Source organism: Mesorhizobium sp. P160187 (assembly GCF_057766425.1).
Genome location: NZ_JBYMDX010000003.1, coordinates 1,953,236 through 1,977,949, shown reverse-complemented (window position 1 = coordinate 1,977,949; position 24,714 = coordinate 1,953,236). Strand labels below are relative to the sequence as shown.

The 24,714-nt window shown below is 62.6% G+C and carries 26 protein-coding genes; 13 read left to right on the top strand and 13 right to left on the bottom strand.

The window, feature by feature from the left end; all coding sequences use genetic code 11:
• Positions 1 to 8 precede the first annotated feature (8 nt).
• From yidC to yihA, 4 genes are all read left to right on the top strand, one after another.
• Positions 9 to 1,823: a membrane protein insertase YidC gene (gene yidC / locus AC3CCE_RS13070; RefSeq protein WP_023736959.1), complete on the top strand. Its 1,815-nt coding sequence runs from the start codon at positions 9 to 11 to the stop codon at positions 1,821 to 1,823.
• Positions 1,824 to 2,168: 345 nt separating this feature from the next.
• Entirely contained in the window at positions 2,169 to 2,735 is a 567-nt protein-coding gene (locus AC3CCE_RS13065) for a fasciclin domain-containing protein (RefSeq protein ID WP_352625114.1), read from the top strand.
• Between the two features lie 317 nt (positions 2,736 to 3,052).
• Positions 3,053 to 3,691, top strand: a complete 639-nt coding sequence (locus AC3CCE_RS13060; RefSeq protein WP_352498461.1) for a CatB-related O-acetyltransferase — start codon at positions 3,053 to 3,055, stop codon at positions 3,689 to 3,691.
• Positions 3,688 to 4,347, top strand: a complete 660-nt coding sequence (gene yihA, locus AC3CCE_RS13055; RefSeq protein ID WP_023673242.1) for a ribosome biogenesis GTP-binding protein YihA/YsxC — start codon at positions 3,688 to 3,690, stop codon at positions 4,345 to 4,347. Before AC3CCE_RS13060 ends, yihA begins: the two co-directional genes overlap by 4 nt.
• A 66-nt stretch (positions 4,348 to 4,413) precedes the next feature.
• On the opposite strand, the gene AC3CCE_RS13050 is transcribed toward yihA, so the two are convergent.
• On the bottom strand, positions 4,414 to 5,157 hold the full coding sequence (locus AC3CCE_RS13050) for a TetR/AcrR family transcriptional regulator (RefSeq protein ID WP_023673241.1): 744 nt from the start codon (positions 5,155 to 5,157) through the stop codon (positions 4,414 to 4,416).
• Between the two features lie 146 nt (positions 5,158 to 5,303).
• Between AC3CCE_RS13050 and AC3CCE_RS13045 the strand changes: the two genes are divergently transcribed.
• Positions 5,304 to 6,485, top strand: coding sequence for an HlyD family secretion protein (locus AC3CCE_RS13045; protein ID WP_352625116.1), 1,182 nt, complete (start codon positions 5,304 to 5,306; stop codon positions 6,483 to 6,485).
• 21 nt (positions 6,486 to 6,506) lie between these two features.
• Complete coding sequence (locus tag AC3CCE_RS13040) at positions 6,507 to 8,108, top strand: DHA2 family efflux MFS transporter permease subunit (protein ID WP_352625118.1); 1,602 nt, start codon at positions 6,507 to 6,509, stop codon at positions 8,106 to 8,108.
• A 116-nt stretch (positions 8,109 to 8,224) separates the two neighbouring features.
• Here the strand turns inward: AC3CCE_RS13040 and AC3CCE_RS13035 are convergent, their stop codons facing one another.
• The 5 genes from AC3CCE_RS13035 to AC3CCE_RS13015 all read right to left on the bottom strand — a co-directional run bounded on the left by AC3CCE_RS13035 (position 8,225) and on the right by AC3CCE_RS13015 (position 12,671).
• The gene (locus AC3CCE_RS13035; RefSeq protein WP_352625120.1) at positions 8,225 to 9,772 is read right to left on the bottom strand and encodes an FAD-dependent monooxygenase; all 1,548 of its coding nucleotides are present in this window, start codon (positions 9,770 to 9,772) and stop codon (positions 8,225 to 8,227) included.
• Between the two features lie 152 nt (positions 9,773 to 9,924).
• Complete coding sequence (gene msrB / locus AC3CCE_RS13030; protein WP_023739777.1) at positions 9,925 to 10,419, bottom strand: peptide-methionine (R)-S-oxide reductase MsrB; 495 nt, start codon at positions 10,417 to 10,419, stop codon at positions 9,925 to 9,927.
• A gap of 212 nt (positions 10,420 to 10,631) precedes the next feature.
• A complete protein-coding gene (locus tag AC3CCE_RS13025) occupies positions 10,632 to 11,189 on the bottom strand; it encodes a fasciclin domain-containing protein (protein WP_023693011.1) in 558 nt (185 codons plus the stop codon).
• A gap of 223 nt (positions 11,190 to 11,412) precedes the next feature.
• Positions 11,413 to 12,135, bottom strand: a complete 723-nt coding sequence (locus AC3CCE_RS13020; RefSeq protein ID WP_023741308.1) for an anti-sigma factor — start codon at positions 12,133 to 12,135, stop codon at positions 11,413 to 11,415.
• Positions 12,132 to 12,671 carry a sigma-70 family RNA polymerase sigma factor gene (locus AC3CCE_RS13015; RefSeq protein WP_023693009.1) on the bottom strand — a complete coding sequence of 180 codons (540 nt, stop codon included), beginning with the start codon at positions 12,669 to 12,671 and terminating at the stop codon, positions 12,132 to 12,134. Before AC3CCE_RS13015 ends, AC3CCE_RS13020 begins: the two co-directional genes overlap by 4 nt.
• A gap of 302 nt (positions 12,672 to 12,973) precedes the next feature.
• Here AC3CCE_RS13015 and AC3CCE_RS13010 point away from each other — a divergent pair, with 302 nt between their 5' ends.
• Positions 12,974 to 13,315, top strand: a complete 342-nt coding sequence (locus AC3CCE_RS13010; protein ID WP_023693008.1) for an amidase family protein — start codon at positions 12,974 to 12,976, stop codon at positions 13,313 to 13,315.
• A 77-nt stretch (positions 13,316 to 13,392) separates the two neighbouring features.
• Positions 13,393 to 14,286 carry an acetylglutamate kinase gene (gene argB, locus AC3CCE_RS13005; RefSeq protein WP_352510667.1) on the top strand — a complete coding sequence of 298 codons (894 nt, stop codon included), beginning with the start codon at positions 13,393 to 13,395 and terminating at the stop codon, positions 14,284 to 14,286.
• A 42-nt stretch (positions 14,287 to 14,328) separates the two neighbouring features.
• Here argB and AC3CCE_RS13000 read toward each other — a convergent pair whose 3' ends face one another.
• The 3 genes from AC3CCE_RS13000 to AC3CCE_RS12990 form a co-directional block, all read right to left on the bottom strand.
• On the bottom strand, positions 14,329 to 14,727 hold the full coding sequence (locus tag AC3CCE_RS13000) for a RidA family protein (RefSeq protein ID WP_023710405.1): 399 nt from the start codon (positions 14,725 to 14,727) through the stop codon (positions 14,329 to 14,331).
• Between the two features lie 112 nt (positions 14,728 to 14,839).
• Positions 14,840 to 16,387, bottom strand: coding sequence for a magnesium-protoporphyrin IX monomethyl ester anaerobic oxidative cyclase (gene bchE / locus AC3CCE_RS12995; protein WP_352625124.1), 1,548 nt, complete (start codon positions 16,385 to 16,387; stop codon positions 14,840 to 14,842).
• 111 nt (positions 16,388 to 16,498) lie between these two features.
• Positions 16,499 to 16,975, bottom strand: coding sequence for an Lrp/AsnC family transcriptional regulator (locus AC3CCE_RS12990; RefSeq protein ID WP_352510669.1), 477 nt, complete (start codon positions 16,973 to 16,975; stop codon positions 16,499 to 16,501).
• A 139-nt stretch (positions 16,976 to 17,114) separates the two neighbouring features.
• Between AC3CCE_RS12990 and phhA the strand changes: the two genes are divergently transcribed.
• A complete protein-coding gene (phhA, locus tag AC3CCE_RS12985) occupies positions 17,115 to 17,951 on the top strand; it encodes a phenylalanine 4-monooxygenase (RefSeq protein WP_352625126.1) in 837 nt (278 codons plus the stop codon).
• A gap of 196 nt (positions 17,952 to 18,147) precedes the next feature.
• On the opposite strand, the gene AC3CCE_RS12980 is transcribed toward phhA, so the two are convergent.
• The 3 genes from AC3CCE_RS12980 to AC3CCE_RS12970 all read right to left on the bottom strand — a co-directional run bounded on the left by AC3CCE_RS12980 (position 18,148) and on the right by AC3CCE_RS12970 (position 20,693).
• Positions 18,148 to 19,587 (bottom strand): GMC oxidoreductase, encoded by a 1,440-nt coding sequence (locus AC3CCE_RS12980; RefSeq protein WP_352510671.1) that lies wholly within the window; start codon positions 19,585 to 19,587, stop codon positions 18,148 to 18,150.
• The gene (locus AC3CCE_RS12975) at positions 19,584 to 19,754 is read right to left on the bottom strand and encodes a hypothetical protein (RefSeq protein WP_023673226.1); all 171 of its coding nucleotides are present in this window, start codon (positions 19,752 to 19,754) and stop codon (positions 19,584 to 19,586) included. The genes AC3CCE_RS12980 and AC3CCE_RS12975 overlap by 4 nt, the downstream gene beginning before the upstream one ends.
• 177 nt (positions 19,755 to 19,931) lie before the next feature.
• Positions 19,932 to 20,693 carry a GGDEF domain-containing protein gene (locus tag AC3CCE_RS12970; protein WP_023681345.1) on the bottom strand — a complete coding sequence of 254 codons (762 nt, stop codon included), beginning with the start codon at positions 20,691 to 20,693 and terminating at the stop codon, positions 19,932 to 19,934.
• 175 nt (positions 20,694 to 20,868) lie between these two features.
• Here AC3CCE_RS12970 and AC3CCE_RS12965 point away from each other — a divergent pair, with 175 nt between their 5' ends.
• The gene (locus tag AC3CCE_RS12965; protein WP_023687469.1) at positions 20,869 to 21,588 is read left to right on the top strand and encodes a pyrimidine 5'-nucleotidase; all 720 of its coding nucleotides are present in this window, start codon (positions 20,869 to 20,871) and stop codon (positions 21,586 to 21,588) included.
• A gap of 79 nt (positions 21,589 to 21,667) precedes the next feature.
• Here AC3CCE_RS12965 and AC3CCE_RS12960 read toward each other — a convergent pair whose 3' ends face one another.
• The gene (locus tag AC3CCE_RS12960; protein ID WP_023681343.1) at positions 21,668 to 22,513 is read right to left on the bottom strand and encodes an LOG family protein; all 846 of its coding nucleotides are present in this window, start codon (positions 22,511 to 22,513) and stop codon (positions 21,668 to 21,670) included.
• Positions 22,514 to 22,661: 148 nt separating this feature from the next.
• Between AC3CCE_RS12960 and dapD the strand changes: the two genes are divergently transcribed.
• From dapD to AC3CCE_RS12945, 3 genes are read left to right on the top strand one after another with little or no spacing between them, the layout of a single operon-like run.
• The gene (dapD, locus tag AC3CCE_RS12955; protein WP_023696035.1) at positions 22,662 to 23,516 is read left to right on the top strand and encodes a 2,3,4,5-tetrahydropyridine-2,6-dicarboxylate N-succinyltransferase; all 855 of its coding nucleotides are present in this window, start codon (positions 22,662 to 22,664) and stop codon (positions 23,514 to 23,516) included.
• Positions 23,513 to 23,917 carry a DUF805 domain-containing protein gene (locus AC3CCE_RS12950; RefSeq protein ID WP_081725464.1) on the top strand — a complete coding sequence of 135 codons (405 nt, stop codon included), beginning with the start codon at positions 23,513 to 23,515 and terminating at the stop codon, positions 23,915 to 23,917. Before dapD ends, AC3CCE_RS12950 begins: the two co-directional genes overlap by 4 nt.
• Before the next feature lie 21 nt (positions 23,918 to 23,938).
• Positions 23,939 to 24,709 (top strand): hypothetical protein, encoded by a 771-nt coding sequence (locus AC3CCE_RS12945; protein ID WP_352510673.1) that lies wholly within the window; start codon positions 23,939 to 23,941, stop codon positions 24,707 to 24,709.
• Positions 24,710 to 24,714: the final 5 nt, after the last annotated feature.

Below are 24,714 nucleotides of genomic sequence, written 5' to 3'. Positions count from 1 at the left end.
GGCTTTCGATGGAAAACAACCGGAACTTCTACATCACCATCGTCTTGTCGGTGCTGATCCTCGGGCTGTGGCAATATTTCTATGTGCTGCCGCGCAGCGAACAGCAGCGCGAGGCGGCCCGCATCGAAGAGCAGCGGGCGGCGGAGCAGAAGAAGGCGGCCGAGGCCGCCAACCCCGGCGGCACGCCGGCGCCCGCAGCGCCCGGCGCCATTCCAAACGCGCCCGGCACCTATGTCACGACGCCGGAAGGCCGCGCGCAGGAAGTGGCCAAGACGGCCCGCGTCAACATCGACACGCCGAGCCTGTCGGGCTCGATCAACCTCACCGGCGCCCGCCTCGACGACCTAAAGCTCAAGCACTACACCGAGACGGTCGACAAGACATCGCCGCAGATCCAGCTGCTCAATCCGCAGGCGCTGCCCACCGGCTATTATGCCGAGATCGGCTTTGTCGGCAGCGACACGACCGGCACGGTGCCGGGCCCGGAAACGGTCTGGAGCGTCGACGGCACTGCGACGCTGACGCCAGCGACGCCGGTGACGCTGACCTTCACCAACGACAAGGGCCTGACCTTCAAGCGCACGATCTCCGTCGACGGCGACTACATGTTCACCGTTTCCGATGCGGTGCAGAATTCAGGCTCGGCCCCCGTCACGCTGTCCAATTACGGCCGCGTCATTCGTTTCGACAAGCCAGCCATTGCCAGTTCCTATGTGCTGCATGAAGGCCTGATCGGCGTCACCGGCACGGAAGGCCTGCAGGAGCACAAATACGCCGACATCGAGAAGAACAAGCTCTATACGCCGAGCAAATCGACCGATGGCTGGCTTGGCATCACCGACAAATACTGGGCGGTCACCCTGGTGCCGACCGAGAAGCAGCCATTCCAGCCGCACTATGCCTATTACGACAATGGCCGCCCGCGCTACCAGTCGGACTTCCTCACCGACCCGATCACCATTGCCGCCGGCCAGTCGGCGACGGTCGAGACCGAGATCTTCGCCGGCGCAAAGGAAGTCAACAAGATCAACGCCTACGCCCAGGACCGCCAGATCAGGCTGTTCGACCGGCTGATCGATTGGGGATGGTTCATCTGGATCACCAAGCCGATGTTCTACCTGATCGACACGCTGTACAAATTCTTCGGCAATTTCGGCCTGGCCATCCTTGCCACCACGGTGGTCGTCAAAACCCTCTTCTTCCCGCTCGCTAACAAATCCTATGCGTCGATGGCGAACATGAAGAAGGTGCAGCCCAAGATGCTCGAGATCCGCGAGAAATACGCGGACGACAAGATGAAGCAGCAACAGGCGATGATGGAGCTGTACAAGACCGAGAAGATCAATCCGCTCGCCGGCTGCTGGCCGGTGGCGCTGCAGATCCCGGTGTTCTTCTCGCTCTACAAGGTGCTCTACATCACCATCGAGATGCGGCACGCGCCGTTCTTCGGCTGGGTCCAGGATCTGGCGGCGCCCGATCCGACCTCGGTCTTCAACCTGTTCGGCCTGCTGCCCTTCGCGCCACCGGCCTTCCTGCCGCATATGGGCGCCTGGGCGGTGGTCATGGGCATCACCATGTTCCTGCAGATGCGCATGAACCCGACGCCGCCGGATCCGACGCAGGCGCAGATCTTTACCTGGATGCCGGTGATCTTCACCTTCATGATGGGCAGCTTCCCGGCCGGCCTCGTCATCTACTGGGCCTGGAACAACACGCTGTCGATCCTGCAGCAGGGCGTGATCATGAAGCGCCAGGGCGCCAAGATCGAATTATGGGACAATCTGACGGCATTGTTCCGAAAGAAACCCTCGCCGGCTGAATAGAAGGCGCTATTCCGGCAATCAAAGCCCCGGCTCGTCCGGGGTTTTTGTGGACGAGGCGCGCATCACGTTCCCGTGAGGCGCGAAACTTGCGGCGTGCAACCGGCGTGGCTGCTGCTTGTACCGCCAAGGCCGATCAACACCGATCAGCTCTAATCCGAAGACCGCTGTTTTTGATCCGTGACCCCGTCATGTCCATCGCGGGGATGCGGCGCGTGGAATGGGCATTCGCCTTTAAGTATTTGTTATCATTATCGTTTTTTACTCTGCACCGAAACTTTCCCGCAATCGCCGCGTAACTCTTCCCGACAATCGAATCAACAATTGTCGCACCAGAAGGGTTCTCCAATGGCAAAGTCCATCCTCAAGGCATTCTGCTTTTCCGCCGGCCTGGCTCTATCGGGCCTCGCAGCTACGACGGCCTATACGCTCGCCAATCCCGCCGTTGGCGGCGCTGCGATGCTGACCTCGAAGAACATCGTCGAGAACGCCCTCAACTCGCCGATCCACAAGACGCTGGTTGCCGCCGTCAAGGCCGCCGGCCTGGTCGACACGCTGGAAAGCGCGGGACCCTTCACGGTGTTTGCGCCGACCGATTCCGCCTTCAAGAAACTGCCGGCCGGCACCGTCGCCACGCTGGTGAAGCCCGAAAATAAGGACAAGCTGGCCAAGATCCTGACCGCCCATGTCGTGGCCGGCAAGATCTCCGCCAAGGATATGATGACCAAGGCCAAGGCGATGGGTGGCAAGTATGAAATGAAGACCGTCAGCGGCGACACGCTGATCGCCGAGGTAAAAAAAGGCGCGCTTTATGTCGTCGACGAATCCGGCGGCGCCGCCAAGGTAACGGTCGCCGACGTCAACCAGTCGAACGGCGTCATCCACGTCGTCAACAAGGTGCTGTTGCCGAAGTAACGGTTTTAGGCAACGGCGAATGACGGCGGGCTGCGACGGGCTTTCTCGGTCTGCCTTCCCCACCTCACGGCGAGGTGCCATTCTTTTGAAGCCGTCTTCGCCACCACGGGGTCCTGCTTGTCCTTCGCAGGGCCCCGTTTTTCGTTTCAGGGCGCCTTAGGCGACTGCGCTGCGGTCGACCTGATCGTGATCTGCCGCGGCACGAACTGAACATCGAAGCCCAGCAGGGCTCGCTCATCGGGCGATTGGTGCTATAGGGCGGATCACGCCATCTAGAATGGCGGCTTTAATTTGCGCCACTCTCGACGGATCTCGCCATGGACGGACCCAACCCAGACATCAAGCACCCGATCCCGATGCACACCCGCGTCGGCTTCCTCAAGCCCCTGGTCACCGCGCCGAATATCGAGATCGGCGACTTCACCTATTATGACGATCCTGACGGACCGGACAAATTCGCCGAGCGATGCGTGCTGCATCATTATCCCTTCATCGGCGACAAGCTGATCATCGGCAAGTTCTGCGCCATCGCCGAGGGCGCGCGCTTCATCATGAACGGCGCCAACCATGCCATGTCCGGCTTTTCCACCTATCCGTTCAACATTTTCGGCCATGGCTGGGAGCAAGGCTTCGACCCGAAGACGTGGTCGCAGGAAGTGCGCGGCGACACGGTGGTCGGCAATGATGTATGGATCGGCATGGATGCGGTGATCATGCCCGGCGTGTCGGTCGGCAATGGCGCCATCGTGGCGGCGAAATCGGTGGTGACGCATGACGTGCCGGCCTATGCGATCGTCGCCGGCAATGCGGCAAAGGTGGTGAAGATGCGTTTCGACGACAGGACGGTGCGGCGGTTGCTGGCTGTGGCGTGGTGGAATTGGCCGGTGGACAAGATCGGCCGCAACCTCAACGCCATCCGGGGCGCCGATATTTCGAGGCTGGAGGCAGCAATTTGAACGCGCTGGGCAACACCGTCATCGGCACCGACCTGTTCACCAAGGGGTGGATCTTCATCCGCGGCGTGCCGGCGATGAAGTTCCTGCCGCCGGAGGGGCCGCCTGAGATCGCCTTTGCCGGCCGCTCCAATGTCGGCAAGTCGTCGCTGATCAATGCGCTCGTCGGCCATAACGGGCTGGCGCGCACCTCCAACACGCCGGGGCGCACGCAGGAGCTCAACTATTTCGTGCCGGGCGGGTTTTCCGGCGAAGGCACCGACCTGCCGCCAATGGCGCTGGTCGACATGCCGGGCTACGGCTATGCCAGCGCGCCGAAGGAAAAGGTGGACGATTGGACCAAGCTGGTCTTCGACTATCTCAAGGGCCGCGTGACGCTGAAGCGGGTCTATGTGCTGATCGATTCCCGCCATGGCATCAAAGCCAAGGACGACGAAGTGCTGTCGCTGCTCGACAAGGCGGCGGTGTCCTACCAGATCGTGCTGACCAAGACCGACAAGATCAAGGCCGCCGGCGTGCCGCAGCTGATCGAAGAGACATTACTGAAGATCAAGAAGCGGCCGGCGGCGTTTCCGTTCGTGCTCGCCACGTCGTCGGAAAAGGGCGAGGGTCTGGACGAACTGCGCGCGGCGATCGTGCTGGCGGCCAATGGCGGTTAAAAGCAACTCCGGGAAAAGTGTGAAGCGGTTTTCCGTCCGGAGTTGCGAAAAAAGACCTTTGGCTAACTAGGCCTTTGCCTTGGACTTCGCCTCGAGCGCGATCATCTGATGGCTTTCTTCCTCGGCAAGCTTTTCGGTGCCGTAGGACTTCAGGAACAGGCTGACGCCCGACCGCACGATGTGGTCGATTTCATCCTGGCTCGGCGCCGTGGTGCGGTAGGCGAAGATGCACTGGCGAAACAGGCCGGCGAGGCACAGTTCGGTGAATTGATAGGCGGCAAGATCGACATCATCGATCTTGAGCAGGCCGCGTTCGATGGCTGCATTGAGGAACTTGACCACCTTGTCGTGGCCGCGTTTGGGGCCACGTTCGTAAAACCGCGCGCCCATGTCCGGTATCCTGTCGGAGGCGCCGATCACGGTGCGTTGCGCCTGGATGACCTTGGCCGAGGTGATCTTCATCGACAGCACCTTGCCGAATTTCACCAGCGTCTGGCGCAGATCGTCGGCGCGGTCGAGCATGTCGTACATGTTCTTGAAGATGGTGCCGCGCTCTTCCTCGATCAGCGCCTCGAACAGCTCTTCCTTGTTGGCGAAGTAGACATAGATCGTGCCCTTGGAGACGCCGGCCTCGCGGGTAATGTCGTTCATCGACGCCGCTTCGAAGCCCTTGTCGATGAACACGCGCCGCGCGCCCTCAATGATCTGGCTGCGCTTGACCGGATCCTGGCCCGCCGCCGGGCGGCCGCGACGCGCACTATCCAGCACATCGCACCGATCATTTTCGACGTCGGGTAACGTGTCGGCCATTAAAGTCACACCTCGCGAAATAATTCGAACCGAGCGGTTCGATTGCTCTTGATATGGGCCTGCTTTAGCGCTATGTCAACGTTCGCATCGAACCGAACGGTTCAGTATAACACATTTTCCTTATGTAGCTACGGTAGCGAGATATCATGTCCTCGAACACGCCAACCACCGCCGAAGTCCGCCTCTTTCCCAACGCCAAGGTCTCGCCGGTTATCGAAGCGCCGGAAGCGCCCATCAAGCCTGCCGCCGAAGTTTTGGCCGAGGTGCCGGCCAAGAAGAAGCGGGAGGCTCGCTCGTTCATGCTGCCGATCATCGGCCTCGCTCTGCTCAGCGCCGGCGCCTGGTATGGCTATAATTACTGGACGGACGGCCGGTTCCTGATCTCGACCGACGACGCCTATGTCCAGGCCGACATGTCGTTCGTCTCGCCGAAGATTTCCGGCTATGTCGATCAAGTCAAGGTCTCGGAGAACCAGCAGGTCAAGGCTGGCGATCCGCTGCTGACGATCGACGACGGCGACTACAGAATAGCCGTTGCCCAGGCGGAGGCGCAGATCGCCACGCTGGCCAAGACGCTCGACCGTATCGACGCGCAGACGAAGGCGGCGCAAGCTTCGCTGCAACAGGCGCAGGCGCAGAAGGTCGCCGACCAGGCGGCAGCCGACAACGCCGCTCGCGCCCAGCAGCGCGCCGCGCAACTGGTCAAGACGCATGTCGGCACACAGGCGCAACTGGACGATGCCCAGACCGCTCTCGACCAGGCCAATGCAGCCCTCGTCGGCGCCGACGCGCAGATTGCAGCCGCACAGGCCAATATCGGCGTGTTCGAAGCGCAGCGCGCCGAATCGGCCAGCACGCTGGCTTCGCTGCGGCTGAACCGCGACAAGGCCGCGCGCGATCTGTCCTTCACCGTGCTCAAGGCGCCTTATGACGGCGTCGTCGGCAACCGCTCGGTCGAGCAGGGCGACCTCGTCAGCCCCGGCCAGAAGCTCGCCGTCGTGGTGCCGCTGGACAAGCTCTACATCGTTGCCAACTTCAAGGAGACGCAGCTGGCCAAGCTGGTGCCCGGCGAGAAGGTGCGGGTCTCGGTCGACGCCACGGACGGCCATGATTTCGAAGGCACGGTGTCGTCGCTGGCGCCGGCTTCGGGTGCGGTGTTCTCGCTGCTGCCGCCGGAAAATGCCACCGGCAACTTCACCAAGGTGGTGCAGCGCATCCCGGTTCGCATCGACGTGCCGGCCGATGTGCTGAAGGCAGGCAGGCTGCGCGCCGGCCTGAGCGTCGTCGTCGCCGTCGACAGCCGCACGGCTCCGGCTACGACGAACTGAGCGAAAGCCGGGAGCAACGCCATGGCAACCGCAACCATAACTGCAGGAGCGGGGCCGGCGCCTGCCATGCCGGCGGTACCGACGACCATCTCGACGCGCCGCCTCATCGCCTTCCTGGCGATGGTGTTCGGCATGTTCATGGCGATCCTCGACATCCAGATCGTCTCAGCCTCGCTGGCGGAGATCCAGGCCGGCCTCAGCGCCAGTTCCGACGAAATCCCATGGGTGCAGACCGCCTATCTGATCGCCGAAGTGGTGATGATCCCGCTGTCGGGCTTCCTCAGCCGGATGCTGTCGACGCGCGTGCTGTTTGCAGGCGCCGCGGCCGGCTTCACGGCGGCCAGCGCGCTGGCCGCGACCGCCACCAACATCGACCAGATGATCGTCTACCGCGCCATCCAGGGCTTTATCGGCGGCGGCATGATCCCGAGCGTTTTCGCCGCCGCCTTCACCATCTTCCCGCCGTCGCGCCGCGCCATGGTGTCGCCGATGATCGGCCTGGTGGCGACGCTGGCGCCGACCATCGGCCCGACCGTCGGCGGCTATATCAGCCATGCCATGTCGTGGCACTGGCTGTTCCTCATCAATGTCATTCCAGGCATTCTGGTGACGGTCACGACCTGGACCCTGATCGATTTTGACAAGCCCAATCTCGGCCTGTTCAGCAAGTTCGACTGGTGGGGCCTTGCCGGCATGGCGGCGTTTCTCGGCTGCATGGAATATGTGCTCGAGGAAGGTCCGAACCATGACTGGCTGCAGGAACAGGCCGTGTTCATGTGCGCCATCATCATGGTTGTCGGTGCGGCGCTGTTCTTCTGGCGTGCCTTCACCGCCGAGGAGCCTATCGTCGATCTCAGGGCCTTCACCAACGTCAATTTCGCCTTCGGTTCGCTGTTCTCCTTCGTCATCGGCATCGGCCTGTACGGTCTGACCTATCTCTACCCGGTGTTCCTCGGGCGCATCCGCGGCTACGATTCCATGATGATCGGCGAAGCCTTGTTCGTCAGCGGCCTGGCGATGTTCGTCACTGCGCCGATTTCCGGCATCCTGTCGAGCAAGATGGATTTGCGCATCATGATGATGATCGGGCTGTTCGGCTTCGCTGCCGGCACATGGTGGATGACGCATCTGACCGCCGACTGGGATTTCTGGGAATTGCTGATCCCGCAGATCCTGCGCGGCAGCTCGATGATGCTGTGCATGGTGCCGATCAACAACATTGCGCTCGGCACCTTGCCGCCGGACCGGCTGAAGAACGCGTCGGGCCTGTTCAACCTGACCCGCAACCTCGGCGGTGCGGTCGGCCTTGCCGTCATCAACACCGTGCTGATCGATCGCAGCGCCTTCCACTACGCCAGGCTGGCCGAGCATGTGGAATGGGGCAGTGCGGCGGCGCAGACCAAGCTGCAGAACATGACGCTCGACTTCCAGCAGACTCCCGGCCTCGACGCCACCAAGGCGGCGATCTCCAAACTGTCGGGCATGGTCCAGCAGCAGGCGTCGCTGCTGTCGTTCATGGATGTGTTCACCATGCTGACCGTGCTGTTCGCGACCATGGCGGTCTTCACCCTGGTCATCGCCAAGCCGGCGCCGCCCGCGGGCACCGGCGGCGGAGGCCATTGAGCGCGCCGGACCCCCGCCTGGCGCGCTCATGTGTGACCCCGGAAAGCACCCCCGATTTCCGGGGTCACGCTTAAGCATCGATCGTTGTCAAGCTCCTTGGTCGAACACCCGGCGCGCTATGCTGCGGCAGGCGGCCCAAACCATTTGGTCAGCGAGTCGGTTAGCCCGGCTGCTTCAGGGCCGCCGACCCAGGCCACATAACCGTCAGGCCGGACCAGCACTGCGCGTGGGGCTTCGACTGCCCCCAGCACCGGAAGCTCCCATGCGCCATCGTAGCTGGCGTCGACCAGCTGAATCCGCTCCACCCACTGGCCGATACCAAAAGCGCCGGGCTCACCAAGATTAAGCAGCAGCGGCCGAGCGTCATGCAGCAGGGCGAAAACCGGCAGCGGACCGGCAGCGGTGACGAGGTCGAGATCCGGCATGCGACGCCCCAGCAGCGGATGCCCCTCGCCAAGATCGTAGTGGATGTCCAGGCCGGACAACATGCCGGCAAAACGCTTGCGCGGCTCTTCCATGCCGAGAAGTTCCGACACTGTATCGCGCAGCGCCTTGGTGCGCTCGTCTTCGCGACGGAGCACGACCGACGCCATGGTGTTTTTCATCACACGCGCGGCAATCGGGTGGCGCTCTGCCTGGTAGCTGTCGAGCAGGCTTTCGGGCGCAGTTTTCCTGACCACCTGGGCGAGCTTCCAGCCCAGATTGACCGCGTCCTGCACGCCGGTCTGCAGCCCCTGTCCACCGTCCGGTGGATGCACGTGCGCGGCGTCGCCTGCCAGCAGCACCCGCCCCTTGCGGTATGAGGCTGCCTGCCGGGTCATGTCGGTGAAGCGGGCCAGCGATGTTGGATTGTGGACGCCGTAATCGGTGCCGTAGACGGCAATGAGCGCCTCGCTGAGCTCATGCAATGTGGGCACGCCGCCGGCCCCGACCTCGCGTTCGGTCACCAGCACCCGCACCGTACCGTCTTCCAGTCTGCTGAGGCCGTGAATTCCGATGGCATCGCGGTGGATACCCCATTGCGGCTCTTCTGTTACCTCGATCTCGGCGATCAAATTGCTGGTTTTCGGCTCGGAACCGGGGAACTCTATGCCCCCCGCCTTGCGCACGAGACTTCTGCCGCCGTCGCAGCCGACAAGATAATCGGCACGAAGCGACCTGCCATCGCTCAGCGCGACATCGACGCCGCCGCCATCCTGCACTAAGCCAGTCACCTCGCGGCCACGGTAGACCGTGACGCCAAGCTCCTCGGCCCAGTCAGCAAGGATGCGCTCTATGTGCTTTTGCCACAGCGCCAGCCCGTAATTGTGGCGGGTGGGAAAGTCGCTGATGTCAAGCGAAACGCCGGCGAAACCCGCGACCTGGGCGGTCTGGCCTTGCGACAGGAACCGATCGACAATGCCGCGCTGGTCGAAAATCTCGATGGTGCGCGAATGCAGGCCGCCCGAGCGCGCGCCCGCGAGATCCTGGTTCTCGCGCCGCTCGACGATGGCGACATCGATGCCGGCCAGGGAAAGCTCGCCGGCCAGCATCAACCCGGTCGGGCCGCCGCCGGCGATCACCACGGAATGGGATATTCGCGGCCGGTCCGCATCAACACCGTCGGTCGATTTGGCGGTCGATTTGGGCTCGCCGTCGCGAGCCCGTGCTTCAGTTCGTTGCATAGGTTCTGGCCCTCTCGTTAAGGGCTGCGGAATCTACGCATAAAAAGCCGTCTGCCAATTCTTGAAGTTGACTGTTTTCGCCCCATTTCAAGAGATAAGAGGCGGTCGTCACGCCGGCTCCAAATCCCCACCCCGCTAAAGACGCCGAACGGTCAGGCAGTGGCCGGCTTGAAGCTGAGCGCAACGCCGTTGATGCAGTGGCGCAGGCCGGTCGGCGCCGGGCCATCGTCGAAGACATGGCCGAGATGGCCGCCACAGCGGCGGCAGTGGACCTCTGTACGGGTCATGCCGAGCGAACGGTCCTCGGTCTTGCCGACGGCGTTGGCGATCTCCTGCCAGAAGCTCGGCCATCCGGTGCCGGAATCGAACTTGGTCTCTGAGGAATAGACCGGCAGGTCGCAGCCGGCGCAGGCGAAAATGCCCTTGCGGTGCTCGTTGAGCAGCGGGCTGGTGCCGGGATATTCGGTGCCTTCCTTGCGCAGCACGTTGAAGGCTTCGTCGGACAGGATGGCGTGCCACTCGGCGTCGGTCTTGGTGACCTCGAAGGTTTCGGCAGCCTTAGCGGGCCCGCCCATGCGCAACGTTGCCGCCGCGCCGGCCACGGCAGCGATGGCGGCGCCGCTCAAAAGCAAATCTCGACGGTTCATGACAGAAATCCTCCTGCGGGTTGTTTTTGCCAGATCTGGCCGCCACTGGAAAATCAAAAGCCGGTGACGGTTGTCCTGCAAACGAACGCTCCACACCGGCTCCGCGCTTGTTGCGGACGGGATGGAGCGCTCGGTCGTTTGCTCGGCCCACGGGGGCGGGGCCGCGCAATCTGCAGGAGCTTACCGCCTGTTCGTCGGCGGCAGGGGCTTTGTTACATCTTCGGCAGCAGGACCTTGTCGATGACGTGGATGACGCCGTTCGACTGCTCGACATCGGCGATCGTGACATTGGCGACATTGCCGTTCTCGTCGGTTACGGTGACCTTGCCGCCGTCAGCCTTGAGCGACAGCTCGCAGCCGCCAACCGTCTTGACCTTATGGGTGCCGCCATCGGCCTTGGCCATCGAGGCGACATCGGCGCCCATCGCCTTGGCGCCGATGACATGGCAGGTCAGGATCTTGGTGAGCTTGTCCTTGTTCTCGGGCTTGAGCAGCGACTCGACCGTGCCAGCCGGAAGCGCGGCGAAGGCCTCATTGGTCGGTGCGAAGACGGTGAAGGGGCCAGCGCCCTGCAGCGTCTCGACCAGGCCGGCAGCCTTGACGGCGGCGACCAGTGTCGTGTGATCCTTCGAATTGACGGCGTTCTCAACGATGTTCTTGTTGGCGTACATGGCGGCGCCGCCAACCATCGGATTCTCGGCATAGGCGATTGTGGCGAGGGCGGAGACGGCAATGGTACCGGCGAGCAAAAGGGTGGCGATTCTACGCATAGTGTTCGAACTCCTCGGGGTTATTGTTTCCTCTTTCGGGAACATGAGGAGATACGGAATAGAACTGCCTGAGTTTCCGCGCGCCGGGAAAAATTTATCCTTATCTTGTCGGCGAACTATCTCCGGAGATCGAATCTCTAATCTCCAGCAGCGTATCCAAAACGAAAACAGCGGAAGATGTACTTCCGCTGCCTTCATTATCACGTCATGGTTTTACGATCTATCAGATGCCCTTCAGGTCGCCCGCGGCAACGACCGGTCCGGTCGGCTGTCCGGTCGGCGAACCGCCCGTCGGCTCGACGCTGACGGCGAGCACGGCGCCTTGCGCCAGCTTCTGCTGCACTGCCGGGGTAACCGGAATGTGCGTGACCTGGCCGGCGGGAATGACGCCCATCGAGACCGGCGCATTCTTGCCTTCGATCATCCACAGTTCGAAGTCCTTGCCGGCGGCGCGTTCGCCCGAAACCAGTGACAGGCCGACATCGCGGCGGGAAGCGTCGTAGACGACAAGGTATTTGACATCGCTGCCTTCGGCAGCCAGCGAGGCGACGAGGCGCTCCTGCGGCACGACGACCGGCGACCTGACGTAAGGCACGGCGACATAGAGCACCAGGGCCGCGAGAGCCGCTGCGGTGAGGCCGCGCCAGAAGCTAAGGCTGGACCACAGGCTGCCGCTCGGGGCCGTCGTCGACGCCGCGGTGGAGGAGAACAGCCGGCGATCGATAGCCGGCTTGATGGTGGCCGGCGGCTCTACCTCAGCATAAGCGGCAGCCATCGGCGAGAGGTTCACTTCCCAGGAATCGACGAGACTGGCAAAGCCGGTCTCCGCGTCGATGCGTCCGGAGGCTATCTGGCGCTCATCCGCCGGCAGCACGCCGAGAACGTATTCGGCTGCGAGCAGGTCGTCGCCTCCACGTTCCGGTCCATTTTCTTCTGCCAGGGTCATCTTTCCAGACATTCTCTAAGTTTCAACAGGCTGCGGCGCAGCCATGTCCGCATCGTGTTGAGCGGAACCTTGTGACGTACCGCGAGCTCGGCGTAACTTTCGCCGTTCAAATAAGCACCCCGAACGGCTTGCGCCCGGTCTTGTTCCAACTCTTCAAGGCACTGATAGATGCGCTCGGATTCACCACCCGCAACAACCATAGCCTCTGGCCCCGGACCGGGGTCAGCCACGTCGAGCGCGGCATCGATATCGGCAGCGGGCTTGCGTCGCGACCGGATGCGATCAATCGCATGATTGCGTGCTATGGCCACCAGCCAGGAGATTGGGCTTAGATCGGAAACAGCGAAACGGTCCGCCTTCGTCCATACTTTGACGAAGACCTCTTGCAGCGCTTCTTCCGCATCTCCGCGATCCTTCAATACACGAAGGCACACGCCGAAAAGTTTCGCACTGGTTTGCCGGTAAAGCAGATCGAACGCAGTCCGATCCTTCATCGAGGTCCGGACAATCAGGGTGGAGATATCCTGCGGCGTCATACGGACAAGCTAAGCGATCACGATTTATTTGCAAAGGCAGAAATCTTGTTGTCCACGCAAACGATGTCCGCGCCCGATCGCCAGTAATCGCCGGTCGGTGCCAAGGAAATCGGCTGTCGTTAGCCTCCCGCAGAAAGGGGAACAGCAATGTCGGCCGAACAGATGCTGTGGGAGAACGATGCAACCGGCTTGGCGGAGCTGGTGCATAGAGGCGAGATCTCGCCGCCGGACCTTGTCGATGCTGCGATCGCGCGCGCCGAGGCAACCCGATCATTGCGCATCCGCCGCTTGCCTGAGGCGCCATGGACCCGAAGGGGGCCGACGAGCTCATCGAAAACCTGCTCGACAAATTGCATTTGACCCGTCTCTTGGAGATCAGATCCCTGTTTGGGCAATTGATGGACAAGAGCCTGTGGTTCACCCACCGGCCGGCGATCCAGAATGTCAGCGGCCAGCCGTCGATCGCGCTGCCGGTCCATGTCACCGATGCCGGCCTGCCGCTCGGCATCCAGGCCGTCGGCCGCCCCGGCGACGAGCAGGACGCTTTTGTCGCTCGCCGCGCAGACGGAGAAGATTTCCGGGTGACTGACGCGGCGGGCGCCGCTCAAGGTGCCGGCCTGATCCGGCAGATTTCATCATCGTGATAGCAAAGCTGTTTGCGGCCTGCGCCAATTCCCGCTAAGACGCCGCCGTCCTTACCCACATCCAGGGAACCATGCCGATGACGGAGATCACCGCCACCGCCGAAATGCAGGCCGCCCTGCTCTCGCGGGCCCTGCCCTATATGCAGCGCTACGAGCACAAGACGGTGGTGGTAAAATATGGCGGTCATGCCATGGGCGATATCGAGCTCGGCAAGGCTTTCGCCCGTGACATCGCGCTGCTGAAGCAGTCCGGCGTCAACCCGATCGTCGTCCATGGCGGCGGGCCGCAGATCGGCGCCATGCTGGCCAAGATGGGAATCGAATCCAAGTTCGAAGGCGGGCTGCGCGTCACGGACCAGAAGACGGTCGAGATCGTCGAGATGGTGCTGGCCGGTTCGATCAACAAGGAGATCGTCGCGCTGATCAACGCCGAGGGCGAATGGGCGATCGGCCTGTGCGGCAAGGACGGCAACATGGTGTTCGCCGAAAAGGCGCGCAGGACCATGATCGACCCGGACTCCAACATCGAGCGTGTGCTCGATCTCGGTTTCGTCGGCGAGCCGGTCGAGGTCGACCGCACCCTGCTCGACCTGCTGGCACGCTCGGAAATGATCCCGGTGCTGGCGCCGGTGGCGCCGGGCCGCGACGGCCACACGTACAACATCAATGCCGACACCTTTGCCGGCGCCATCGCCGGCGCCTGCCAGGCGACGCGCCTTTTGTTCCTGACCGACGTGCCCGGCGTGCTCGACAAGAACAAGAAGCTGATCGACGAACTGACAGTGGCCGAAGCCAGGGCGCTGATCAAGGACGGCACGGTGTCGGGCGGCATGATCCCCAAGGTCGAGACCTGCATCGAGGCGATCGAGCGCGGCGTCGAAGGCGTCGTCATCCTCAACGGCAAGACGCCGCATGCGGTGCTTTTGGAACTGTTCACCGAACACGGCGCCGGCACGCTGATCGTGCCCTGAGGTGCAACTGGCTTGGCGGCCAGTCGATCGGCTGGCCAGCCGTTAGGCCGGCTGGGGCAGGCGCGCGATGACCTTTATCTCGAAGTCGAAGCCGGCTAACCAGTTGACGCCGACCGCCGTCCAATTGGTGTAGGGCGGTTCACCGAACACCTTCAGCCGAACGGCATCGATCACGGGCCATTGCGCTGCCGGATCCGTGTGGAAGGTGGTCACGTCGACTATATCGTCGAACGTGGCGCCCGCTGCTTTCAGCACTGCCGCGAGATTGTCGAAGGCAAGCTGGACCTGCTTTTCGAAGACAGGTTCGGGCGACCCGTCCTCGCGGCTGCCGACCTGGCCCGAGACGAACAAAAGGTCGCCCGATCGTATTGCAGCAGAATAGCGATTGATCTCATAGAGAGCCTGCCGGCCGGCAGGAAAGATCGCGTCACGTTTGGTCATTTTCACTCCATTGTCCGGGTCACTCCCCTACGCCCCGTATGCTTGAAGTGGGTACATACGCTGCGTATGTCAACACGCATACGGTACGTATCTATAAATGGCAGCGAGCCTGTCAGGGGCCGGCCGAGATCGCGACAGTCGCTTCGGCCGGCTTGCGCGACGGGCGCATGACGACCATGGATTCCTCATCGGCATCCTGCGGAGCGCCCCAGAACTCAGCCAGCGTCGGACCATCCTTGAGGCGGCGGTCGCGGGCCAGAAAACCCCAGACCTCGCGGAACCAGACGCGGCGGCCCATTTGCGTGTACCAGCGCATCGAATGGCGCTGTTCGGGATCGGGGTGGAAGAGAATGCGCGTCAGCGCCTTCGGCCGCGACTGCACCGCGACCTCGATCAGCTTGATCGAGAAGAACAGCATCCACGGTTTCAGCCGGGTCATCTGCAGCACCTGGTGCTTGTAGTCCCACAGCCGGGCATCCGTCTGAATCACCTTGCGGTCCTTGGCGATGCGGAAGAACGGCGTCCAGCGGTGCGGCGTGACATAGAGCGCCTGGATCTGGTCGGGGTCATAGGCAAGCAGCTGGCGAAAGCCGCGCCACAGATCGCGAAAGGTCTCATCCTCGAACCCGGCCACCCAGGTCGCCATGGACAGTATGCCATGCTGGCGGAGCAGCCGGATTGCCTCGCGGTCGGATGAGGTGCTGCCGCCCTTGCGGATCAATTGAAGCGTCTGTTCGTCGGTGTTTTCCATGCCGAGCAGCCAGCGGATGACGCCGGCCTTGCGATAGAGGTGCAGGATGTCGGCATCGCGCACGATGTCGTCGGCCCGGGTCGAGCCGACGATCAGCACCGGCACGTTCTCGGCGATCAGCGCATCGAGAAAGGCGCGCCAAACCTTCTTCGACACGGTCGGGTTTTCGTCGGCGAGGTTGATCAGTTCGACGCCGTGCTGGCGGTGCAGCCAGGCAATCTCCTGCGCAAATTTCTTGGGGTCGCGATGCCGCCAGCGGGTCCAGAAACCGCGTTGGCCACAATAGTTGCACAGATGCGGGCAGCCCCGCGATAACTGCATGACCACGGCGCGCTTGCCGCCCCAATAGCTGTAGCGGCGGTGATCGATCAGCTCCCAGCCGACGCGGTACTCGTCCAGATCGGCAATGGTCCCGGCCGGCCGCGTCGCGAAGGGGCGGCCGAGATCGTCGCGATAGGCGATGCCCGCGACATCGGCCAGTGGCCGGCGATTGTCCAGTGCCACGACCAGGGCAAGGATGGTTGCCTCGCCCTCGCCGCGCACGATGAAGTCGAAGACATCGCTCGCCGCCAATATGTCGCGCCAGTGATAGGTCGGGAACACGCCGCCATAGATCACCAGCGTCGCCGGCTCGAGCGCCTTGACCATGCGGGCGATCGCGAGCGCGGTGGGATGCGCCGAGGTCGAGCCGGAGTGGCCGATCAGGATGCAATCGGGCTGGCCGCTGAGCGCATCGCGCACCAGCGTTTCCAACGGCATCGGCCCGAATTCGGCATCGACCAGCCGGACTTTATGGCCGGAGTCGATAAGCGGGCCGCCCAGTGCCAGCAGGCCGAGCGGTGGCAGATGGTCATCGGGCACGCGGCTGCCGATGGCGGTGTGCGGCGGATTGATCAGCACGATGTTCATGACGGACCTTTGAGCGACGGTCCGCATGGCGTAGCCGGCGTTTCAGTTTCGCATTTGGGCTCCGTTCAGCAGTTTGCGTGCAGCTTTTCCGCAGAAATGGCGGTGCGTGTCCTACCGCCTGAGGTGGGCGAGCGGCACGTGGCCCGGGCCCTTGATGTTCTGCAGCACCAGCTGGGTGTGAACGTCGCGCACGCCGGCAAGGCGCATCAGGCGGTGCATGACGAAGGCGTTGAGTTCGTCGACCGAGGGCACCATCACATGCAGCAGGAAATCGTGGTCGCCGGTCATCGTCCAGCACGACGAGACTTCGTCCATGTGCTGCACGGCTGCGATGAAGGTTTCGGGCGAACCGTCGCTGTGGCTGGTGAGCCGCACCTGGATGAACACCTCGACCATCAGGCCGACGCCGCGGCGGTTGAGCACGGCGGCAAAGCCCTTGATGATGCCGGCCTCCTGCAGCGCCTCGAAGCGGCGGGCGCAAGGCGTCGTCGACAGGCCGATCTCCTGCGCCAGTTCGGACACGGGCTTGCGTCCATCGCGCTGAAGAACATCCAGCATCTTGATCTCGAAATCGTCGAACTGAGGCATTTTCACTCTCTTTCAGCTTCTGCTTGGTGATTTTTACCTCAAATCATGGACCCAAGCCATCATCAAAGCTGAATTGCCTCGCCGGCCGCCGCTAGACTCTGCGGACAGATTCAAGTGTCACGATCAGGGGAGAAGAACCATGACGACGATGAGCGTTGCCGAATATGCCCGTGATTGCGCGGCGCAAGGCCTGCGTGGCGACTATTCAGTGTGCCGTTCCGACTTCACCGTGGCGCAGGGCTACAACTACAGCGCCGACGAACAGGCGGTGTGGCGCACGTTGTGCGACCGGCAGACCAAGCTGACGCAGAAGCTGGCGCACCATTCCTATCTCGATGGCGTCGCCGCACTCGGCCTGCTCGACAAGATCCCGGATTTCGGCGCGGTCTCAGACAAGCTGCGCAAGCTGACCGGCTGGGAAATCGTCGCCGTGCCTGGCCTCATCCCGGCCGCGCCCTTCTTCGACCATCTCGCCAACCGGCGCTTTCCGGTGACCAACTGGCTGCGCACCAAGGACGAGCTCGACTACATCGTCGAACCCGACATGTTCCACGACTTCTTCGGCCATGTGCCCATCCTGACGCAGCCGGTGTTTGCCGACTTCATGCAGATGTATGGCGAGAAGGCCGAGAGCGTGATTGCGCTGGGCGGTGACGAGATGATCACCCGGCTCTACTGGTACACCGCCGAATACGGGCTGATACAGGAGGAGGGCCAGAAGCTGAAAGCTTTCGGCGCCGGGCTGATGTCGTCGTTCACCGAATTGCAGTTCGCCGTCGCGAGCCCGGACGCGCACCACGTGCCCTTCGACCTCGAAACGGTGATGCGCACCGGCTACGAGATCGACAAGTTCCAGCGCGCCTATTTCGTGCTGCCGTCTTTCGACGTGTTGCGCGATGCGTTCCGGACCGCCGATTTCAAGGCGATCGTCGCCCGCCGCAAGGGGCAGCCGGCACTGGATCCAGCGACGGTTTAGCAAATCCTGAAGGGTTTGCGCGGCACCTACCCCCACCTTTAATCCCTCCCCACAAGGGGAGGGAGATCTCGTTGGCGCTGATTTCCGAGGGTTTCGACACCAAGGCATGGGTAGCGCCGGTAGCAATCCTGTCGCGCCGTTCGCTTTTTTGACAATCAGACGGTGATGACTTCGTCACACCGGGGGGATGACTTCGTCACACCGTGATTACTTTGGTCAGATGGTCGCCTAGCCGGCAGGCAAGTGCGGTGATCGTCGTCGTCGGGTTGCATTCGCCCGAGGTGCAGAATACCGAGGAACCGCCGACATAGAGATTGTCCATGCCGTGCACCTTGCAGTTGGCGTCGACCACGCTCTTGGTGACATCGGTTCCCATGCGCGTGCCGCCCATATGATGGTGGCCGGCCAGTTCCTCATCCGTCGGGTAGTCCTCGCCATTGGTCAGCCAGTCCATGATGCGGACGCGGCCGAGGTCCTTCTCGATCAGCGTCGTTCCGAACAGCTTGAGCCCCTCGAGGATGGTGCGGCGCTCCAACGGCGACTTCGTCCAGTGCAGCTCGATGCGCGGCACGCCGGCACGGTCGACATCGGTCTTCGACAATTCGATATGGTTCGAGGCCAGCGGCGCCTGTTCCCAGGCGACGTAGAGCTGGGCCGCACAGCGCAGGTTCTGGCTGAGCTGGTAGGCGACCCATTCGGCGGCCTCGGGCGCGGTGCAGGCGAGGTCGGCAATCAGGCTCTTGACGCCGGCATAGGGCGTCTCGATCAGGCGTATGCCGAAGTTCATGATCTGCAGCCGCTCCATGGCGGCGAGCGTCGGCGAGAAGAACGCCTCGTTGACGGCATCGACCTCGAACTCGCTGTAATCGGCCAGGATGGCATTGCCGCCCTCGAAGGTCGGGTGCTCCATCCAGTAGCGGCCAAGTGCCATGGCGTTCGGCACCACGCCGCTATTCGAGCGCTGGTTCGACCATAGAAGCAGCCGCGAATTCTCCAGCCCGCCGGTGCAGACGATGAAATAATCGGCGCTGAAGGCGCCGGCATCCTTGCCGTTCGACCACAGCCTGGTGCCGGTCACTCGTTTGCCGTCCCCGGCAAGTTCGGTGGCATAGGTGTTGAGCACGAGCGCTATGTTCTTGCTCTTGTCGAGCTCGTCGGAGAATTTCTCGCCAAAGCGCACGGCCGGGCTCTTGATCAGCTGCACCCAGCGTATGTCGTCTGAAATCGGCACATCGGGCTTGAAGTCGGGAAGCTCGAGTATGTCGTGCACCTCGGACAGATAGGGCTCGATGTCGGTCCGGGCGATTGGCCAGCCGGTGTCCGGCGCCCATGCCTTGGGCTCAAAGTCTTGCTTGTCGAGCACGCGGCACCAGCCGGCCCAGTGGTTCGACGACCCGCCCATGAAGCGCAGCCGGGTGATGTCGAGATCGAAATATTGATCGCCGACCGTGGAGCCGCGGTAGAAATCCTGCGACTCGTCGCTGAATTCGCGTGCGCCGGCCTCCAGCACCACGACCGGAATGCCGGCGGCGCCGAGCTTTCTGGCAATGGTGGTGCCGGCCGGCCCGGAGCCGAGAATGCAGACCTTGGGCTTGAAATCCGAGGCTCGAAACGCCTCATAGCTGTCGAAGATCATGCCAGGTCGCTCCGCTTCAGGATCCAGCCATTGACCACGACGATCTCGTCGGGATCGGCCGGGGGGCGGTCGCTGTCAGGCAGCTTGCGAAAAAGCTGTAGCGCCGGCATCGCAATCAGCGCCTGCACGATGGTGCGGCGCGACATTTTCCTGATGAAGAAACTCATGACACGTCTCTGGATGGGGGCTTCGATCCACGCATGGCGTTCCCTGAACGGCACAGGTACCGGCCAGACATGCCATTCCCGTGCCAAGCCTTGCCTGTAAACGAGTTACAACCCGGTAAACGGCGCAGTTGCGTGGAAACAATGTTGGCGAACCGTTAACAGCCCCACCACCAACACCTAGGCAGCTTCGGAAATGTCCCGGTCGAGGATCGACAAATTGCGGCCGCGGTGCTTGGCCTCGTAGAGCCGGCGGTCGGCGGCGCGCATCAGGTCCGAGACATCGGCATCTTGCGCACAGGTGATGCCGCCGATCGAGACGGTCAGCGGCACCGTGCGCTCGTCGACCGGACGAAAGCGGACCAGCTCGACTTCACGGCGGATGCGCTCGGCCACGCGCCGGGCTTCGGCTTCCGTAGCGCCGACCAGGAAGGCGCCGAACTCCTCACCGCCAATGCGGCCGAGCACGTCGCCGCTGCGGACGCCGCGCTCGATGGCGCTGGCGATCAACACCAGTGCGTCATCGCCGGTCAGATGGCCGAAACTGTCGTTGATCGCCTTGAAATGGTCGGCGTCGATGATCAGCAGCGCGCCGCGATCGGATTTGCGCCGCGAGCCGTCCAACGCGGCAAAGAAGCTCTCGCGGTTGAGCATGCCGGTCATGTCGTCGCGGCTCGCCTTCGCCGACAGGCGCCGATGCGCGGCGGCGAGCTGGGCATGCGCGCGGGCGAGATCGCGATGCGCGTTTTTCAGTCGGTCGCTCTGCCAGAAGGTGCTGGCGCAGGCGATCCAGGCGAGCGCCAGCGGGCACACCGTCGATGTCAGCCAGACGGTGCGGTCGACCGGAAAACCCATGGCCGGAACGATGATCAGCGTCAGCAAAAGCGAGATGGCTACCGAGCCGAATGCGACGGCGGCGGACTTTAAGACTATGCGACTCATCGCTGGCTCCCACTGAACCGTCTCTGTGCCAGCAAGCCCTGAAGGCCACCTTTCCGTGATGCCTAAAATTTGAATGGTGAGCCCATTTTTACAACTCTAGATGCACATAGGTTGTGGATAAGCTCTACATCAGAAAGGGGTTCGAACGGCAGATATTTCATGCCATAAGGACGCCATGACCACGCTGCCCGATCCCGCCCGCTTCGCCCATGTCACCGACTGGGTGTTCGACCTCGACAACACGCTTTATCCGCACCATTCGAATCTGTTTTCGCAGATCGACGTCAAGATGACGGCCTATGTCGGAGAACTGCTCACGCTGCCGCGCGAGGAAGCGCGCAAGCTGCAGAAGGAACTCTATCTCGAATATGGCACGACGCTGAACGGGCTGATGACGCGCCACGGCATCGACCCCGACGATTTTCTCGAAAAGGTGCACGACATCGACTATTCGTGGCTGGTGCCGGATCCGGTGCTGGGCACCGCCATCCGCCAGCTGCCCGGCCGCAAGTTCATCTTCACCAATGGCGACCGCAGGCACGCCGAGCGCACCGCGCGCCAGCTCGGCATACTCGACCATTTCGACGACATTTTCGATATCGTCGCCGCCGGGCTGACGCCGAAGCCGTCGCGGCAGACCTATGAGAAGTTTGCCGAACTGCACGCCGTCACCGGACACAATGCGGTGATGTTCGAGGATCTCGCCCGCAACCTCGAGGTGCCGAAATCACTGGGCATGACCACGGTGCTGGTGGTGCCGCGCAATTTCGAGCCGACCTTTGCCGAGATCTGGGAACGCGATCCGGCCAATGAGGACGACGTCGATTTCGTCACCGACGATCTCGCGACGTTTCTGACGGGGATAGTGGAGGGGGTAGAGGAATTGAGGAGCTGAAGAATTGGAGAACTGGTGAAAGGAGACCGATCCGGACCTCCTTTTCCTCAATTCTTCAGTTCTTCAATTCCCGGTTCCCCTACTCCCCCAACTTGTAGAAGCGGCTGATGATCCCCCAGGCCTCGTCGGCGGTGTCGACAAAGTCGATGATATCCTGGTCGCCGGGCGTGATGGTGCCTTGTTCGGCCAGGAAATCGAGGTCGATCGCGCGCTGCCAGAACGCCTTGCCGAACAGGATCACCGGCACGCGCTCCATGCGGCCGGTCTGGATCAGCGTCAGCGTCTCGAAGAATTCGTCCATGGTACCGAAGCCGCCCGGAAACACCGCGACGGCCTTGGCGCGCATGACGAAATGCATCTTGCGGATGGCGAAATAGTGGAAGTTGAAGCACAGCTCCGGGGTCACATAGGCGTTCGGCGCCTGCTCGTGTGGCAGGACGATGTTGAGGCCGATCGACGGCGCGCCGACATCGTCGGCGCCGCGATTTCCCGCCTCCATCACGCCTGGGCCGCCACCGGTGACGACGACGAATTCGCGGTAGTAGGACGTGGCCGATTGCTGTGAGCAGAGGCGGGCGAATTTGCGCGCCTCCTCGTAGTATTTGCTGTTTTCCTCGAGGTTTTTCTTCTGCGTCTCGTTCTTGGCGGCCCAGGCCTCGCCGCCGGGCTCGGGAATACGCGCGCCGCCGAACAGGATGACCGTCGAGCGGATGCCGCGCTCGGCGAGGATCATTTCGGGCTTCAAGAGCTCAAGCTGCAAGCGCACAGCGCGCAATTCCCGGCGCGTCATGAAGTCGGGATCGTTCCAGGCCAGCCGGTAGGTTTCGGCGCGCGTCTGCGGCGTGTCGGGAACGCTTTTCGAGCGCTCCAGATCCTCGTCCGAATGCGGCAGCGGCGTCCATCCCGCCTTTTCCATAGGAGTCATATGCTTTCTACCCGTCCCAACAGTTCACTTGCGCCGTCCCATGGCGCACGCGCGATTGACCCCCAATACGCCTTAACATAGGGTCCGCGCGACTTTCAAAACAAGGTTAAGGCCGACGGCCTTAACAGCGTGGTAACGGAGCGAATTCATGTCGAAGCCTGATCTGGCCAGCCTCGAAAAGACGATCGAGAAGGCCTTCGAGGAGCGCGACACGATTTCGACCGCGACCCGGGGCGAAACGCGCGACGCCATCCAGTCCTCACTCGACCTGCTCGACCGTGGCACCGTGCGCGTTGCCGAGCGCCAGCCCGATGGCAAATGGCATGTCAACCAATGGCTGAAGAAGGCGGTGCTGCTCTCGTTCCGGCTCTATCCGATGGAGATCATCAAGGGCGGCCCCGGCCAGGCGGTCTGGTGGGACAAGGTGGCGTCGAAGTTCGACGGCTGGAGCGCGGTCGATTTCGAGAAGGCAGGCTTCCGCGCCGTGCCGTCTTCGATCGTGCGCCGCTCGGCTTATGTCGCGCCGGGCGCGGTGCTGATGCCGTCCTTCGTCAATGTCGGCGCCTATGTCGATAGCGGCACCATGGTCGACACCTGGGCCTCGGTCGGCTCCTGCGCCCAGATCGGCAAGAATGTGCACCTCTCGGGCGGCGTAGGCATCGGCGGGGTGCTGGAGCCGATGCAGGCCGGCCCGACCATCATCGAGGACAATTGCTTCATCGGCGCGCGCTCCGAAGTGGTCGAGGGCTGCATCGTGCGCGAAGGCTCGGTGCTCGGAATGGGTGTGTTCATCGGCCAGTCGACCAAGATCGTCGACCGCGCCACCGGCGAAGTGTTTTATGGCGAGGTGCCGCCGAATTCGGTCGTCGTCGCCGGCTCGATGCCGGGCAAGGCCTTTCCGAACAACGAGCCGGGCCCTGGCCTCTACTGCGCCGTCATCGTCAAGCGCGTCGATGCCAAGACCCGGTCGAAAACCTCGATCAACGAACTGCTGCGTGATTGATCCTGTCCGAGCAACCAGAGCGCTCCAGATTGCCCAACACACCACCACTTCCCTGGCTCTTCTTCAGCCTCTCAGGGCGCGTCAGCCCAAGTGCCTACGTGCTCGCCGGGCTGCTGCTGGTGCTTGCACAGTTTTTCCCGCTCTACCAGTTGTCGAGACTGGAACCCGGCACCGCAACCAGCCAGAACTGGGCACTTGTGTTCTGGGTCGTTTTGCTGATCTCGACATGGTCGAGCTTTGCGGTAACCGCAAAGCGGTTTCATGATTTCGGCAAGCCGACTTATTACGCGTTGATCTCTCTTATCATCGGCCCCATTCTTCTCATCGTTCTAGCGTGTTTCCGCGGTGACCCCGGTCCGAACCGCTACGGCAAACGCAGCAACGCGCCGGCTGAACCATGAGCGCCGACCGGATATCTCGCCATGCGCTACCGCACGCTTGATCCGAAACTGATCATCGACACCGCCGAGCGGCTGGAAGAGCGCGTCGCCGAGCGTTTTCCCGATGCCGGCCTGCGCGGCGTCGCCGCCGAACTGGTGTCGCTGTCGCGCGACCTGGCCAGGGCGGCGCAGGCGCTCGAAGCGCCGATCTGGTGGCTCCGCGGCGCCATCGTCGCCGCTGTTGCCGCCGGCGCGCTGATCTTCCTGTTCGTCGGCACCATCCTGCCGCTCATCCATATCTCGCAGGCCGACGATGCGGTGCAGTCGGTGCAAGGCATCGAAGCCACGATCAACATGATGATCCTTGCCGTGCTTGGCCTGCTGGCGCTAATCCGCACCGAGGAGCGCATCAAGCGCAAGCGGGTGTTTCGCCAGCTGCATGGGTTGAGATCGCTGATCCATGTCATCGACATGCACCAGCTGACCAAGGATCCGGCAGCATTGTCCGCCAATTTCAGGCCGACCGCGCATTCGCCGGCGCGCATCACCAATGCCGCCGACCTGGCGCGCTACCTCGACTATTGCTCGGAGATGCTGTCGATCACCGGCAAGATCGCGGCGCTGTTTGCGCAGTCGGTCAATGACGATGTGGTCATCGACGGCGTCAACGACGTCGAGAACCTGGCGTCCAACCTGTCGCGCAAGATCTGGCAGAAGATCACGCTGATCGAGAACCACCCGGCGGCGCAGCCCCTGCCGGCGCCAGGCCCGGCGAGCAAAGCGCCGGCTCCGAGGCGCGCACCAAAGCTGTGACGCGG

Coding starts and splice junctions, on each gene's coding strand:
- yidC (WP_023736959.1), top strand. CDS start 9: ATGGAAAACAACCGGAACTTCTACATCACCATCGTCTTGTCGGTGCTG.
- AC3CCE_RS13065 (WP_352625114.1), top strand. CDS start 2,169: ATGGCAAAGTCCATCCTCAAGGCATTCTGCTTTTCCGCCGGCCTGGCT.
- AC3CCE_RS13060 (WP_352498461.1), top strand. CDS start 3,053: ATGGACGGACCCAACCCAGACATCAAGCACCCGATCCCGATGCACACC.
- AC3CCE_RS13050 (WP_023673241.1), bottom strand. CDS start 5,157: ATGGCCGACACGTTACCCGACGTCGAAAATGATCGGTGCGATGTGCTG.
- AC3CCE_RS13045 (WP_352625116.1), top strand. CDS start 5,304: ATGTCCTCGAACACGCCAACCACCGCCGAAGTCCGCCTCTTTCCCAAC.
- AC3CCE_RS13040 (WP_352625118.1), top strand. CDS start 6,507: ATGGCAACCGCAACCATAACTGCAGGAGCGGGGCCGGCGCCTGCCATG.
- AC3CCE_RS13035 (WP_352625120.1), bottom strand. CDS start 9,772: ATGCAACGAACTGAAGCACGGGCTCGCGACGGCGAGCCCAAATCGACC.
- msrB (WP_023739777.1), bottom strand. CDS start 10,419: ATGAACCGTCGAGATTTGCTTTTGAGCGGCGCCGCCATCGCTGCCGTG.
- AC3CCE_RS13025 (WP_023693011.1), bottom strand. CDS start 11,189: ATGCGTAGAATCGCCACCCTTTTGCTCGCCGGTACCATTGCCGTCTCC.
- AC3CCE_RS13020 (WP_023741308.1), bottom strand. CDS start 12,135: ATGACCCTGGCAGAAGAAAATGGACCGGAACGTGGAGGCGACGACCTG.
- AC3CCE_RS13015 (WP_023693009.1), bottom strand. CDS start 12,671: ATGACGCCGCAGGATATCTCCACCCTGATTGTCCGGACCTCGATGAAG.
- AC3CCE_RS13010 (WP_023693008.1), top strand. CDS start 12,974: ATGGACCCGAAGGGGGCCGACGAGCTCATCGAAAACCTGCTCGACAAA.
- argB (WP_352510667.1), top strand. CDS start 13,393: ATGACGGAGATCACCGCCACCGCCGAAATGCAGGCCGCCCTGCTCTCG.
- AC3CCE_RS13000 (WP_023710405.1), bottom strand. CDS start 14,727: ATGACCAAACGTGACGCGATCTTTCCTGCCGGCCGGCAGGCTCTCTAT.
- bchE (WP_352625124.1), bottom strand. CDS start 16,387: ATGAACATCGTGCTGATCAATCCGCCGCACACCGCCATCGGCAGCCGC.
- AC3CCE_RS12990 (WP_352510669.1), bottom strand. CDS start 16,975: ATGCCTCAGTTCGACGATTTCGAGATCAAGATGCTGGATGTTCTTCAG.
- phhA (WP_352625126.1), top strand. CDS start 17,115: ATGACGACGATGAGCGTTGCCGAATATGCCCGTGATTGCGCGGCGCAA.
- AC3CCE_RS12980 (WP_352510671.1), bottom strand. CDS start 19,587: ATGATCTTCGACAGCTATGAGGCGTTTCGAGCCTCGGATTTCAAGCCC.
- AC3CCE_RS12975 (WP_023673226.1), bottom strand. CDS start 19,754: ATGAGTTTCTTCATCAGGAAAATGTCGCGCCGCACCATCGTGCAGGCG.
- AC3CCE_RS12970 (WP_023681345.1), bottom strand. CDS start 20,693: ATGAGTCGCATAGTCTTAAAGTCCGCCGCCGTCGCATTCGGCTCGGTA.
- AC3CCE_RS12965 (WP_023687469.1), top strand. CDS start 20,869: ATGACCACGCTGCCCGATCCCGCCCGCTTCGCCCATGTCACCGACTGG.
- AC3CCE_RS12960 (WP_023681343.1), bottom strand. CDS start 22,513: ATGACTCCTATGGAAAAGGCGGGATGGACGCCGCTGCCGCATTCGGAC.
- dapD (WP_023696035.1), top strand. CDS start 22,662: ATGTCGAAGCCTGATCTGGCCAGCCTCGAAAAGACGATCGAGAAGGCC.
- AC3CCE_RS12945 (WP_352510673.1), top strand. CDS start 23,939: ATGCGCTACCGCACGCTTGATCCGAAACTGATCATCGACACCGCCGAG.